Raw genomic sequence first — 13608 nt, 5'->3', positions numbered from 1 at the left:
CCCCGCCCCCCCCGGCCCGGGGGGGGTGGGGCGCCTTCCGGGGGGCCCGCGCCCCCCCCGCGGGCCGCCCCCCCCCCCCCGGGGGGGGGGGCCCGCCCCCCCCCCCCCCCCCCCCCCCCCACCACCGGGGGGCATGTCTCAGCCGGATCCCGACCGTTCGGTCTCAGCCACCCAGGGCCCCGCCGGCGTCGCCGGCCCGCGACTCGGCCAACGGATCCGTCTGGAGGTGGATGACACCGTAGTCGTACGCGTGGCGCCGGTAGACGACGCTCGGTTCCTTGGTGTCGGAGTCGATGAACAGATAGAAGTCGTGCCCGACCAGCTCCATCTCGTAGAGCGCCTGGTCGAGCGACATCGGTGCGGCGACGTGGTTCTTCTCCCTGACCACCAGGGGGCCCTCGCCCTGCACCTCCAGCGAACCGATCCTGGTGGTGGGCACGGCACGTACCTCGTCGGCCACCGTCGCGCCGTTGGCGTTCAACCGGGCCACCCCGGGAACGACGTCGACGACCTCGGCCGCCGAAAGCCGCCCGGTCCCGCGGCGGTTGTGCCGCTTCTCATGCTGCTTGCGCAGCCGCGCCTCCAGCTTGCTGGTGGCGAGATCCAGGGCCGCGTACGGGTCTGCGGCCGCCGCCTCCGCCCTGATGACGGGCCCGCGCGAGTGGAGTGTGATCTCCACCCGGTCGCATGTGCTGGCCTGACGCGGGTTGTGCTCCTTCGAGACCTCGACGTCCAGGCTGATGACCTTGCCGTCGAGCTGCTGGATTCTCTCCAACTTCAGCTTCTCGGCCACGTGCTTCCGGAACCGCTCGGGCACCTCTGTTTTGCGGCCCTTGACGACGATGTCCACGCAGAACTCCGTTCCCGGATCACTCCGCCTCGTTGCGGAGTTACTCCCTGTTGCACCAGACCCCAGTAGTCACCGGAGCCTCGGACTTGGCGACTTTCACCTCCTCCTCCCCCGACGGCATGATCCCCACCCCCCGAATTTCCGAGGTTCTGAAAAACGCCGTAGCAGACCAGTGCATTCAGTGAGTCACGGCTTCCACCATTCCTCACAACCGAACATAGCTCGCCCGGACGGGTGTCGGCACCCGCTACCGGCATGTAGCTCCGTTCAGGTGATTTCCTTCCCCGTCCACCTCGAACGATGCAAGATCGGCTTCAGTTCCGGTTTATTTCGAAGGACAGCGGCGGCGCGGCCACCACCGCCGCGCTCACCTGGGCGAATCCGGGGGCGCCGGGTCGTGTGCCGGCCCGCAGCGCCCGCGCCGCCTCGACCAGCGAGGCGCCCGTCGTCATGAGATCGTCCACCAGCACCACTCTGCCGCCCTCCAGGAGCCGCGCACCGCCGACCGCGACCTCCAGGGCTCCGGACAGATTCGCCAGCCTCTGAGGGGCGCCCAGGCCCGCCTGGTCGGCGACCGCGCGCCGCTGCCGCAGCACCGGCAGCACCCGGGCGGTGCGGCCCGCACGCCGTAGCTCGGCGGCGGCGGCCAGCGCCGTACGCCGCGTGGCGTCGTGCCCCCGCGCACCGACCGCACGCCGGGACGACGGCACCGGGACGAGCAGCAGCGGCCCCACGCCCGTACCGGGCGGCACAGCGGCCTGTACGGCGCCCGCCAGCGCCCTGCCCAGCGGACCGGCCAGCCCGAGCGCGCCCCGCTCCTTGTGCGCCAGCAGCACCGCCCGTACCGCGTCCTCGTACGGCGCGGCGGCGTGCACCGCCGGCAGCCCGGGCGGCTCAGGCACCGGCCTGACCCGGCACGGCCACATTCCGTACAGGGCCCGGCGGCAGTCCTCGCACAGCGGAGTCCTGGGGCTGCCGCAGCCACCACAGGCGACCGGAAGCACCAGGCCGGTGATCTCCCGCCACCACCCCCGCATGGCACTCACTGTGCCAACGCCGAAGGCGCCCGGCCACCCCTGTGGACAACCAGATCGGGCAAAGTCCGCTCAGCCCGGGTAGACGGGCGACGAACCGGCCGGCACGACCGTCTGCCAGTTCGCCCCGGTGGGCAGCCGTACGATCCCGGCGTCCTCGGAATCGGCGACCAGCGGCTGCTGCTCGTCGTCCGCCGCCGCGATCGCCGTCACCTGGTTCAGCCCCGGCAGCACGCTCGCCGCCGACGTCGACCCGTCGGTCTGGATGTAGCGCACCTGCTGGACCCCGCCGGCCTCCTTGCCGACCACCACCAGCCGGCTGGGACCCGCCCAGGACACGGCGGTGACCGTGTCCATCTGCGGGGCCGCCGCCTGCAACTCCACCACGGACACCTGCGTGTCCGCGCCGGAGCCGTGCCGCTCCACCCGGCCGATCTGGAGGGTGGTCCGCCCGTCCTCGGACAGCAGCAGCGCGATCCGCACCCCGTCCGCCGACACCCGCAGCGCCTCCACGCGCGCGCCGCCCAGTCCGTCGACCGTGACCTCCTGCGGGGTCCCCACGCCGTCCGCCAGCCGGAGCAGGCGCGGCTTGGCGGGGTCGCGGTCCGCGACCCACAGATCGCCGTGCCCGTCCCAGCTCGGCGCGGACAACCGGTCCTTGGCCCCGGCGCCCTGACTGGTCACCAGCGGCTGCCCCAGTTCGGCCGCCGACATCACGGGCGCCACGTACAGCGACTTGGACCCGTTGGTGACCGCCGCCGCGCGCCGCTCGTCCCTGGCCACCGCGACGGAGTCGAGCTTCACCGTGCCGTCACCGAACGGCCCCCTGACCCGGCTCTGTTCGGGAGAACCGTCGCCGCCGGACGCCAGCAGCGACAGCCGCCCCTCCTGGTCGACGAAGTACGGGGTGTCGGCCCGGCCCGCGCTGTGGTCCGGGGCGAACTCCTCCGCCTGGTCCCCGTCGAGGACGCAGAGCGAGGAACCGTTCGCCAGCAGCTCGACCCGCCCCACCGGAGTGGACGTCAGGTCCCGCAGGGTGAAGAGCAGTTGCGCCGCCATCTTCCGGCACTGGTCGTGACCCGCCTTGGCCGCCTTGTCGTTCAGCGGCACCTTCAGCCCGTTCCGGTCGTCGAACTCCAGCGTCCGGGTGCCCTTCTGCAACGCCGTACCGGTCGGGAAGGGCGAATCCACCACCGGCTTCAGCCAGTTCGTCGGCCCGTCCAACAGCGCCTTGACCGCCTGCGTGACCGGGTCCATCCGCGTCGTGGGGTCTATTCGCTGCCGGATGTAGACCGGATCGGCCACCAGCCAGCTCTCCCCCGACGCGAAGTAGTACTTGTTCACCGAGCGGTAGTTCCGCTGGAAGTCCGACTCCCCGAGCACCAGCCCCTGCGGCAGGTCGTCGATCCGCCACTCCTTGCCCTCGGAGCCGACGTTCTGCTGCACCAGATGGATCGTTCCCGTGTACGGGATCGGCGCGACCTGCTCGTACGAATGCGAGGAGTCCACGTCGGCGATCTGGTCGCCGTACAGCTGGAACGTCTTCCCGGACGGCTCCGCGCCCTCCGGCTGCTTGGGCGCCGCCGCCGCGGGCGCGTCCCGCAGGACCGTCGTACCGGCCTCCGGCTGCCAGGCCTTCGACCGCTGGTCCGTCAGGTACTTCCTGGCCATCGCGAAGTCGGGATCGTCACTGGTCATCGCCTCCAGGAAACCGTCCACGATCTCGTCGGGAGCGGCCTTCGCGCGCGGCGGCACGGCGTACACGCGCACCTGCGACTCGCCCCCGCGCGGGGACGCCTTCACCGGCTCCACGTCCCCGCTGTCCGGGATCGACGCGCATCCCGCCAGCAGCAGAGCGGCGGTCCCCAGCACGACGGGCACCCTCACCGCACCTCCCCGGCCGTGACGGCCGCGGTCAGCGCCCACGTGTGTCCTCCCGCTCCGAAGCCTTGCGCAGTGCGTCATTGCCGGCAGCGTTACGCGGCGCGTCGTCGCCGTCGCCGTCTGCTGGGCGGTCGCCCGCCGGCCGTGCCACCACCCGCGCGCCGCTGCCCGGCAGGGCCGTCGGATCGACCGCCGCCCCGGTGGGAGGCGGCGCCGCCAAATGGGGCGGTACGGGCAGCGCGGAGCGGTCCCCGCGGGGCTGCGACGGCACACTCATCAGCCGCTGCGCCTGCTCGGTGCGCTGCTCGGCGGCGGCCCGCTCACGGTTGCGCCGCGAATCCTCGGGCTCCAGCGGTATCGGCGAGCCGCGCAGCGACTCGTCCGCCGTACGGGGCAGCGTCAGCCGGAACTGCGATCCGCCGCCCGGCTCGCCCCAGGCCTGCAACCAGCCGCCGTGCAGCCGCGCGTCCTCGACGGCGATCGACAGCCCCAGTCCGGTGCCACCGGTGGTACGGGCACGGGCCGGGTCGGCCCGCCAGAAACGATTGAACACCCGCGTCGCCTCGCCGGGCTTGAGCCCCACCCCGTAGTCGCGCACGGCGACCGCCACCGCACCGCCGGCCACCGCCATCCGCACGATCACGTCCTTGCCCTCACCGTGCTCGACCGCGTTGACCAGCAGGTTCCGCAGCACCCGCTCGACGCGGCGGGCGTCAGCCTCGGCCACGACGGGCTGCGCGTCCCCGAGAACCCGGATCCGGCTGCCCTTGTGCTCGGCCAGCGGCGCCGCCCCGCCGATCACCCGGCGCACGACCTCCCGCAGGTCTATCGGCTCCGCCTCCAGCGCGGCGGCCCCCGCGTCGAAGCGGCTGATCTCCAGCAGGTCCGAGAGCAGCGACTCGAAGCGGTCCAGCTGGTCCCCGAGCAGCTCCGCCGAGCGGGCCGTCACCGGATCGAAGTCGGCGCGCGCGTCGTGGATGACATCGGCGGCCATCCGTACGGTCGTCAGCGGCGTACGCAGCTCGTGCGACACGTCGGAGACGAAGCGCCGCTGCATGCGGGAGAGCTCCTCCAGCTGCTGGATCTTGAGCTGGAGGTTCTGCGCCATCTTGTTGAAGGCCTCACCGAGCCGGGCGATGTCGTCCTCACCGGTGACCTTCATCCGCTCCTGGAGCCGGCCCGTGGAAAGCCGCTCGGCGATCCCCGCGGCCATCCGCACCGGCGTGACCACCTGGCGCACCACCAGCCAGGCGATGGCGCCGAGCAGCACGATCACAAAGAGCCCCGCGGTGGCGAGCGTGCCCTTGACCAGGTTCAGCGACTGCTCCTCCTGCGTCAGCGGGAAGAGGTAGTACAGCTCGTACGCCTTGCCGTCGGGGTCGTTCAGCCGCTTGCCGATCACCAGCCCCGGCTCCGGCGCCCGCGCCTCCGTGGCGTCGGTGTACCTGATCTGCGCGTAGACCTGGAAGGGCTCGGTGCCCCTGGCCACCTCATCGCGCAGATCCGCGGGGATGCTGGTGAAGTCCACCCCGTTCGACGCGCGGGGCGCGCGGCTGGTGGACACCGCGTCGTCCTGCGAGTCGGCGCTCAGCGCCACCACGTTGAACGCCCCGGGACCACCACTGGCCAGCTGCTCGACCAGCTCGGTCCGCCAGTTCACCGAGTTCTTCCCCTGGACCCCGCCGGAACCGTCGGCACCCTGCTTGCCGGGCGCCGACGGCGCGTCGGCGATCTCCTTGGCCACCGTGAAACCACCGGCGGCCTGGCTCTGCGCCGCCTTCTCCTTGGCCTCGAGCAGACCGTTGCGCATCTGCCCGATGACAACAAACCCGAGCAGCAGCACCACACCGAGCGACATCAGCAGCGTGGCCGCGACCACCCGCAGCTGGATGTTGCGCCGCCAGAGCCGTACGGCGGGCAACAGCGGACGCCGCACCCACCTCACCAGCAACCGCAGCACAGGCCCGCCCGGCGAGCCGTCCTGGAGCAGCCTGCCGTCCCGGAACAGCCGGCCGAAGCGCGCGAACGCACGCCCGGGCCCGGCAGCCCGCCCCGCACGGACTCCCGGCTCCCCGGGCTTCGGAGCAGCGCTGCCGCCGGTCATGTCAGCTCGGTCCTGCCTTGTAACCGACGCCCCGGACGGTCACCACGATCTCCGGGCGCTCCGGGTCCTTCTCGACCTTGGAGCGCAGCCGCTGGACATGCACGTTCACCAGCCGGGTGTCGGCCGCGTGCCGGTATCCCCACACCTGCTCCAGGAGCACCTCACGCGTGAACACCTGCCACGGCTTACGGGCCAGCGCGACCAGCAGATCGAACTCGAGCGGCGTCAGGGCGATCGACTGCCCCTCCCGCTTCACCGAGTGACCCGCCACGTCGATCACCAGATCGCCGATGGTCAGCTGCTCCGGCGCGGGCTCCTCGGAGCGCCGCAGCCGCGCCCTGATACGGGCCACCAGCTCCTTGGGCTTGAACGGCTTGACGATGTAGTCGTCGGCGCCCGACTCCAGCCCGACCACCACGTCGACCGTGTCGCTCTTGGCGGTGAGCATCACGATCGGCACGCCGGACTCGGCCCTGATCAGCCGGCACACCTCGATACCGTCCCGGCCGGGCAGCATGAGATCCAGCAGCACCAGATCCGGCTTGGCCTCACGGAAGGCGGCCAGCGCCTTGTCACCGTCCGCTACGAACGACGGTTCGAACCCTTCACCACGCAGCACAATCCCGAGCATCTCGGCCAGTGCGGTGTCGTCATCGACGACAAGGACGCGTCCCTTCATATCGACATCATCCCATTTATCTAATCGTTACCCGGCGTGACCTGGCACACAGCTCCGCGATTCCGTCCCCGGTCACCGGGGACAGCGCGCCGTATTCGGTGACGATCGCCGTCACCAGTTCAGGGGGCGTGATGTCGAACGCCGGGTTGTACGCCTGCGTTCCCAGCGGCGCCACCGGCATCCCACTCCCCGCCTCCACTCCCGCCACCGCAGTCTGCGGCGCCGTGAGCTCCGTCACTTCCTGCCCCGGTCGCTGCTCCACCTCGACCGACGCCCCGTCCGGGGTACCGAGGTCGATCGTCGTGGTCGGGGCGACCACGACAAACGGCACATGGTGATATGCCGCCAGCACCGCGAGCGGATAGCTCCCGATCTTGTTCGCCACCGAACCGTCGGCCGCGATCCGGTCCGCACCGATGAGGACGGCGTCGACCTCACCCGCGGCGAAGAGCGAACCAGCGGCGTTGTCCGTCAGCAAGGTGTACGCCATCCCGTTGCGCGCCGCCTCGTACGCCGTCAGCCGGGAACCCTGCAACAGCGGACGAGTCTCGTCCACCCACAGCCGCCGCAACCGGCCGGCCCGGTGGGCCGACAGTGCCACGGCGAACGCGGTGCCCTCCCCGCCGGAGACAAGCGCCCCGGTGTTGCAGTGGGTCAGGATCCGGTGATTGCCACCTGGCAGCAACTCATCGAGGAGCGTAAGCCCAAACCGCGCCATCTGCGCGCTGGCCTCGGCATCCTCCCGGTGCAGCAGCCTGGCCTCGGCGAGCGCCGCCGCGGCCGCCTGCTCCAGATCGGCGCCCCCGTCGGCCGCCGCCCGGTACGCGTCCCGGGCCCGCCGCACCCCGTACCCGAGGTTCACCGCGGTGGGCCGCGCCTGCGCCAGGATCTCCGCCGCGTCCTCCACGTCGAAACCCCGCACGGCGGCCAGCGCCACACCGTAGGCACCCGCGATCCCCAGGAGCGGCGCCCCGCGCACCGCCAGCGTCCGGATCGCCCGCACCAGCGCGGGCACGTCCGTGCAGACCAGCTCGGCCTCCTCCACCGGAAGTCTCGTCTGGTCGAGAAGGACCAGTACCGGGCCCTCCGGCGGCTCGTCCCAGCGGATCGACGGAAGCATGGACGGCTCCGGGCCGGCCGGGGTTGGTACGTACTGATCAGCCATCCGCCCAGTCTGCCCGCTACACCACCCACAATGAAGGCAGGAATCGAGGTGAGAAGGAGATACAACCCCAGGTCCACCAACGGGCAACGCGTGGCACGATGGCTGCCAGCCCGCCGTCCCACAGCGCGGACAGGCACCTTCGAACCGCCGACTCGCCGAGCCGGCCCCACAACCAAGCCACGAGGTGGACGACCGTGAACGACACTCCGGGCTGGGCCTCGCCCGGATCCGCCCCGTCCGACGGCCAGGACGCTTCCGTTCCGCGGCCGGCCGAGCCCGCCGACGACACCGGTACTTCCCCCAAGTGGTCCAAGACCCAGCCGCCCGCCGGCCAGTGGTCCCCGCCCAGCGCCCAGACCCCCGGCCAACCCGGGCCCGCCGCGCCCCGCTCCACCCCCGGCTGGGGTCCCGGCTGGGGCGCACCGGGCCAGGGCGGCGGCCCGGGTCCCGCGTGGGGCCGCCCGCCCGCGGCCAAGCCCGGCGTGATCCCGCTCCGCCCGCTCGGTGTCGGCGAGATCCTCGACGGCGCGGTGTCCACCCTGCGCGCCCACTGGCGCACGGTGCTGGGCTTCACCCTCGCCGTCGCCGTGGTCACCCAGATCTGCGACATACTCGTCGTCCGCTACCTGGTCCCCGAGCCCGGACAGGTCGACCCGGACGCGACACCGTCCGAAGCGCTCTCCCAGGCCGGCGACTCCCTCCGGGACAGCCTGTTCTCGCTGGCCCCCACGATGGTCATCACACTGCTCGGCACCCTCTTCACCACCGCCGTCCTGACGATGGTCGTCAGCCGCTCCGTCCTCGGACGCCCCGTCACCCTCTCCGAGGCGTGGCAGGAGGCCCGCCCCCGGCTCGTGCAACTGCTCGGCCTGACCCTGCTGTTGCCCCTGGCCGCCGTCGTGATCATGGGCGTCGGCGTCACCCCCGGCATCCTGGTGGGCTCCACCGCCGGCATCCTCCTCGCCGTGCTGGGCGGACTGGTCGCGCTGGTGGTCATCTCGTGGCTGATGGTCCGCTTCGCCCTGGCCTCCCCGGCCCTGATGCTCGAACGCCAGGGTGTCGCCGCGTCGTTGCGCCGCTCCGCCAAGCTCGTCCGGGGCTCCTGGTGGCGGATCTTCGGCATCCAGTCGCTGACCCTGCTGCTGACCTTCCTCGTCGCGATGATCGTCTCCATCCCGTTCGCGATCATCGCCATGGCCGCGGACGGCTCCGGCATCGACGGTCTGGTCTCCGGCTCCACCCCCGAGTACGGCTGGACCTACCTGATCGTCACCGGCGTCGGCGCGGTCATCTCCTCCTCGATCACCTACCCGATCTCCGCGGGGGTGACCGTGCTCCTCTACGTCGACCAGCGCATCCGCCGCGAAGCCCTCGACCTCGAACTGGCCCGCGCCGTCGGCCTGACGGGCAACGGCACCGGCGGGCCGGGTACCGAGACCTCCGGGAGCTGATGGGGTGTCCGTCACGGGGGGCTCGGCAACAGCACGCGCGGCGCTCGGCACGGCGGTGGACGGTCCCGTGGACCCGTCCCGCCTCCCCGCCCGCGAGGCCGCGGAGCGGGAACTGTCCAAACCGATGTACCACGAGAACGATCCGAACCTCCTCCAGCGTGCGCTGAACCGCTTCTGGGACTGGGTCGGCGACCTCTTCGCCTCCGTCTCCGGCGCGGCCCCCGGCGGCGTCCTCGGCCTCGTCGTCATCCTGCTGGCCGTCACGGCCCTCGTGGCCGCGCTCTGGTGGCGCCTGGGCACCCCCCACCGCACCCCCGCCAGACCCGGCTCGCTCTTCGACGACCGGCCCCGCAGCGCCACGGAACACCGCGCCGCGGCCGACGCACACGCCGCCACGGGACGCTGGAACCAAGCCGTCCAGGAGCGGATGCGCGCCATCGTCCGCTCCCTGGAGGAACGGACCCTCCTCGATCCCCGCCCGGGCCGCACGGCCGACGAGGCCGCCACCGAGGCAGGACGCGCCCTCCCCGGCCAGGCTGACCGGCTGCGCGCCGCCGCCCGGGAGTTCGACGACGTCACATACGGCGGCCGCACCACGGACCGAACGGCGTATCTGCGCATGCGGGAACTCGACCTCGACCTGGAACAGGCCAAGCCGCAGCTGAGCAACGCCGCCGGGGGAACGGCCACATGACCCTCACGACCAGCCCCACCTCCCGGTCCCTCACCCCCCGTCAGATCTGGACACGCGGGCGAGGGCTCCTCCTCGCACTGGTCATCGTCCTGACAGCGGGGACGGTCCTGGCGGCCCTCCGCTCCGGCGACCAGCACGGCCGCCTCGACCCGCGCTCCGCCGACGCCCTCGGCAGCCGGGCCGTGGCCGAACTCCTCAAGACCGGCGGAGTCTCCACCGACGTCGTCACCACACTCGACGAAGCCACCGCCGCCGCCCGCCCCGACACCACCCTCCTCGTCGCCGCCCCCGAACTGCTGACCCCTTATCAGCAAGAGACCCTGAACGCCGCGACCACGTCGTCCGGCGGCCGCACCGTCCTGCTCGGCGCCGGCCCCTATTCCGCCGACGCACTCGCCCCCGGCGTCCGCACGCACACCCCCGCCGAGGTCTCCGCCCGCGCACCCGAGTGCTCCCTGCCCGCCGCCCTCCGGGCCGGCGCGGTCGACATCGGCGGCGAGCGCTACAGCACCGACACCCCCGGCGCCGAGGCCTGTTACCCGGTCGACGGGGCACCGACCCTGCTCGTCCTGACCGACCAGAACGACGGCGACACCGTCCTGCTCGGCTCCCCCGACCTCCTCTACAACGAGCGCCTCGACCAGCAGGGCAACGCGTCGCTGGCCCTTCAACTCCTCGGCTCCCGGCCTCATCTCGTCTGGTACCTCCCTTCGCTCAGCGATCCCACCTATTCCGAGGACTCCGGCGCCGACCGCGCGGACGGCGGCGAAAGCGGCTTCCTCGACCTGATCCCCTCCGGCTGGCTCTGGGCCGCCTTCCAGCTCTTCCTCGCCGCCCTGCTCGCCGCCGTATGGCGCGGCCGCAGGCTCGGCCCGCTCGTCGCCGAACGGCTCCCCGTCGCCATCCGCGCCTCGGAGTCCACCGAGGGCCGCGCCCGCCTCTACCGCAAGGCCAACGCACGGAGCCACGCCGCCTCGGTCCTGCGCGCCGCGTCCCGCGACCGCCTCGCACCCCTCCTCGGCGTACCCCCCGGCAACGCCCACCTCGCCGAGATCCTGCTTCCCGCGATCTCCGTCCGACTCCCGGACACCGCACTGGACCCGCACACGCTGCTCTTCGGGCCGGCCCCGGCCGACGACAGCGCCCTCATCCGCCTGGCGGACCACCTCGACGCCCTCGAAAGAGAGGTACGTACCTCATGAGTGCCCCGACCGCAGAGACCGCAGAAGAGACCGCGGAGCCCACCGCGAACGCGGCGAAGGCCCGCGCCTCCCTGGAGGCACTGCGCACCGAGATCGCGAAGGCGGTGGTCGGCCAGGACCCCGCCGTCACCGGACTGGTCGTCGCCCTCCTGTGCCGCGGCCACGTACTCCTCGAAGGAGTCCCCGGTGTCGCGAAGACCCTTCTCGTACGGGCACTCGCGGCCTCACTGGAACTCGACACCAAGCGCGTCCAGTTCACCCCCGACCTGATGCCGAGCGATGTCACCGGCTCCCTTGTCTACGACGCCAGGACCGCCGAGTTCTCCTTCCAGCCGGGACCCGTCTTCACCCATCTGCTGATCGCGGACGAGATCAACCGCACCCCGCCCAAGACCCAGTCGTCGCTTCTGGAGGCGATGGAGGAGCGCCAGGTCACCGTCGACGGCACGCCGCGCATGCTGCCCGACCCGTTCCTCGTCGCCGCCACACAGAACCCGGTCGAGTACGAAGGCACGTACCCCCTTCCCGAAGCCCAGCTCGACCGCTTCCTCCTGAAACTGACCGTGCCGCTGCCCTCCCGGGACGACGAGATCAGCGTCCTGACCCGCCATGCCGAAGGCTTCGACCCACGTGATCTCCGGGCCGCGGGGGTGCGTCCCGTCGCCGGGCCGGCCGACCTGGAAGCGGCGCGCGCCGCCGTCGCCAGGACGTCCGTCTCACCCGAGATCGCGGGCTATGTCGTCGATATCTGCCGTGCCACGCGTGATTCCCCCTCGCTCACCCTCGGCGCCTCCCCGCGAGGCGCCACCGCTCTGCTGTCCACCGCCCGGGCCTGGGCCTGGCTCACCGGCCGTGATTACGTCATACCGGACGACGTGAAGGCTCTCGCCCTGCCCACGCTCCGTCATCGCGTGCAACTGCGGCCCGAGGCGGAAATGGAAGGCGTCACCGCCGATTCCGTCATCACCGCGATCCTCGCCCATGTCCCCGTCCCCCGATGAGGCGATGACCCGTGGCCCTCACCGGACGAACAGCGCTCCTCGCCGCCCTGGGCACGCTGCCCGTCGGGATCTTCGCCCCCAGCTGGGCGGGGATCCTCGCCGTCAACGCGCCTCTCTCACTCGCAATTCTGTGCGACTACGCCCTCGCGGCGCCAGTGAGATCGCTCCAATTCACCCGAAGTGGTGACACTTCAGTTCGACTCGGCGAGGGCGCGGAAGTCCAGCTGACCGTCACCAACCGCTCAACCCGGCGCCTGCGTGCCCACCTCCGTGACGCCTGGCCGCCCAGCAGCTGGCCGACCGGCGAGGAACAGGCCGCGTCCCGGCACGAGGTGACGGTCCCGGCCGGCGAGCGCCGCCGCCTCACCACGTTCCTCCGCCCCACCCGGCGCGGTGACCGGCACGCCGAGCGCGTCACGGTGCGCTCGCTCGGTCCCATGGGCCTGGCGGCCCGCCAGGGCAACCACGAGGTCCCCTGGGCGCTCCGCGTCCTGCCGCCCTTCACCAGCCGCAAGCACCTGCCCTCCCGGCTGGCTCGCCTGCGCGAACTCGACGGCAGGACCAGCGTCCTGATCCGCGGCCAGGGCACCGAGTTCGACAGCCTCCGCGACTATGTGCCGGGAGACGACACCCGTTCCATCGACTGGCGGGCGACCGCACGCCAGTCAGCGGTCGCGGTTCGCACCTGGCGCCCCGAGCGGGACCGGCACATCCTCATCGTCCTCGACACCGGCCGCACCTCGGCCGGCCGGGTGGGCGACGTCCCCCGCCTGGACGCCGCCATGGACGCCACGCTCCTCCTGGGCGCCCTGGCCGCCCGCGCCGGGGACCGGGTGGACCTCCTGGCGTACGACCGCCGCATCCGCGCCCAGGTCCAGGGCAGGGCCGCGGGCGACGTCCTGCCCTCCCTCGTGAACGCGCTCGCCCCGCTCGAACCCGAGCTGGTGGAGACGGACGCCCGCGGCCTCGGTTCGGCGATATTGAAGAGTGCTCCGCGCCGCTCCCTGATCGTGCTGCTGACAAGTCTCGACGCGACCCCGATCGAGGAGGGCCTGCTCCCCGTCCTGCCGCAACTCACCCAACGGCACACCGTGCTGGTCGCCTCGGTCTCCGACCCGTACATCGAGAAGATGAGCGCCGGGAGGGGCACAGTGGACGCGGTGTACGAAGCTGCCGCCGGCGCCCAGTCACAGACCCAGCGCCGCCGCACGGCAGAGCAGCTCCAGCGCCACGGGGTCACGGTCGTGGACGCGACGCCCGACAAACTCGCTCCCGCGCTGGCGGACGCCTACCTCGCACTCAAGGCCGCGGGCCGCCTCTGAGTCGCTGCCCCCTCGGACGCAAGAAAGGCCCCGACGCTGCCGGGGCCTTTCTCTTTTGTTCAGCCGCTAACGCGGATTGTTCGTGAACGCGAAAATGCCCCGCACCATAAGGTGCGGGGCATCCCCACAAAGATTGTTCGGCGGCGTCCTACTCTCCCACAGGGTCCCCCCTGCAGTACCATCGGCGCTACGAGGCTTAGCTTCCGGGTTCGGAATGTAACC

General features: G+C 72.0%; 11 protein-coding genes and 1 rRNA gene. 5 read left to right on the top strand and 7 right to left on the bottom strand.

Annotated elements, in window-relative coordinates; all coding sequences use genetic code 11:
- Nucleotides 1-163 precede the first annotated feature (163 nt).
- The 6 genes from hpf to mtnA form a co-directional block, all read right to left on the bottom strand.
- Nucleotides 164-850 (bottom strand): ribosome hibernation-promoting factor, HPF/YfiA family, encoded by a 687-nt coding sequence (gene hpf / locus ACIO1C_RS35160; RefSeq protein WP_401871698.1) that lies wholly within the window; start codon nt 848-850, stop codon nt 164-166.
- 314 nt (nt 851-1164) lie between these two features.
- Complete coding sequence (locus ACIO1C_RS35155) at nt 1165-1887, bottom strand: ComF family protein (RefSeq protein WP_401871695.1); 723 nt, start codon at nt 1885-1887, stop codon at nt 1165-1167.
- 69 nt (nt 1888-1956) lie between these two features.
- Nucleotides 1957-3810: an LpqB family beta-propeller domain-containing protein gene (locus ACIO1C_RS35150; protein WP_401871693.1), complete on the bottom strand. Its 1854-nt coding sequence runs from the start codon at nt 3808-3810 to the stop codon at nt 1957-1959.
- Nucleotides 3800-5872, bottom strand: coding sequence for an MtrAB system histidine kinase MtrB (mtrB, locus tag ACIO1C_RS35145; RefSeq protein WP_401871690.1), 2073 nt, complete (start codon nt 5870-5872; stop codon nt 3800-3802). The genes ACIO1C_RS35150 and mtrB overlap by 11 nt, the downstream gene beginning before the upstream one ends.
- A gap of 1 nt (nt 5873) precedes the next feature.
- A complete protein-coding gene (gene mtrA, locus ACIO1C_RS35140) occupies nt 5874-6551 on the bottom strand; it encodes a two-component system response regulator MtrA (protein ID WP_003968748.1) in 678 nt (225 codons plus the stop codon).
- Nucleotides 6552-6567: 16 nt separating this feature from the next.
- The gene (gene mtnA / locus ACIO1C_RS35135; protein ID WP_401871687.1) at nt 6568-7716 is read right to left on the bottom strand and encodes an S-methyl-5-thioribose-1-phosphate isomerase; all 1149 of its coding nucleotides are present in this window, start codon (nt 7714-7716) and stop codon (nt 6568-6570) included.
- A gap of 194 nt (nt 7717-7910) precedes the next feature.
- Here mtnA and ACIO1C_RS35130 point away from each other — a divergent pair, with 194 nt between their 5' ends.
- The 5 genes from ACIO1C_RS35130 to ACIO1C_RS35110 are packed head-to-tail and all read left to right on the top strand — an operon-like array spanning nt 7911 to nt 13386.
- Nucleotides 7911-9167: a hypothetical protein gene (locus ACIO1C_RS35130; RefSeq protein WP_401871684.1), complete on the top strand. Its 1257-nt coding sequence runs from the start codon at nt 7911-7913 to the stop codon at nt 9165-9167.
- 4 nt (nt 9168-9171) lie between these two features.
- On the top strand, nt 9172-9861 hold the full coding sequence (locus ACIO1C_RS35125) for a DUF4129 domain-containing protein (RefSeq protein WP_401871681.1): 690 nt from the start codon (nt 9172-9174) through the stop codon (nt 9859-9861).
- The gene (locus tag ACIO1C_RS35120) at nt 9858-11063 is read left to right on the top strand and encodes a DUF4350 domain-containing protein (protein WP_401871679.1); all 1206 of its coding nucleotides are present in this window, start codon (nt 9858-9860) and stop codon (nt 11061-11063) included. The genes ACIO1C_RS35125 and ACIO1C_RS35120 overlap by 4 nt, the downstream gene beginning before the upstream one ends.
- On the top strand, nt 11060-12064 hold the full coding sequence (locus ACIO1C_RS35115; protein WP_401871676.1) for an AAA family ATPase: 1005 nt from the start codon (nt 11060-11062) through the stop codon (nt 12062-12064). The genes ACIO1C_RS35120 and ACIO1C_RS35115 overlap by 4 nt, the downstream gene beginning before the upstream one ends.
- Before the next feature lie 11 nt (nt 12065-12075).
- Nucleotides 12076-13386, top strand: coding sequence for a DUF58 domain-containing protein (locus tag ACIO1C_RS35110; protein ID WP_401871674.1), 1311 nt, complete (start codon nt 12076-12078; stop codon nt 13384-13386).
- 135 nt (nt 13387-13521) lie between these two features.
- Here ACIO1C_RS35110 and rrf read toward each other — a convergent pair.
- Nucleotides 13522-13608 (bottom strand): 5S ribosomal RNA (gene rrf / locus ACIO1C_RS35105); the annotation flags it as partial.

The sequence above is a fragment of the Streptomyces sp. NPDC087420 genome, from assembly GCF_044744165.1.
GTDB lineage: Bacteria > Actinomycetota > Actinomycetes > Streptomycetales > Streptomycetaceae > Streptomyces.
This window is presented reverse-complemented; position numbering and strand designations above follow the sequence as displayed.

Coding starts and splice junctions, on each gene's coding strand:
- ACIO1C_RS35155 (WP_401871695.1), bottom strand. CDS start 1,887: ATGCGGGGGTGGTGGCGGGAGATCACCGGCCTGGTGCTTCCGGTCGCC.
- mtrA (WP_003968748.1), bottom strand. CDS start 6,551: ATGAAGGGACGCGTCCTTGTCGTCGATGACGACACCGCACTGGCCGAG.
- ACIO1C_RS35115 (WP_401871676.1), top strand. CDS start 11,060: ATGAGTGCCCCGACCGCAGAGACCGCAGAAGAGACCGCGGAGCCCACC.
- mtnA (WP_401871687.1), bottom strand. CDS start 7,716: ATGGCTGATCAGTACGTACCAACCCCGGCCGGCCCGGAGCCGTCCATG.
- ACIO1C_RS35120 (WP_401871679.1), top strand. CDS start 9,858: ATGACCCTCACGACCAGCCCCACCTCCCGGTCCCTCACCCCCCGTCAG.
- mtrB (WP_401871690.1), bottom strand. CDS start 5,872: ATGACCGGCGGCAGCGCTGCTCCGAAGCCCGGGGAGCCGGGAGTCCGT.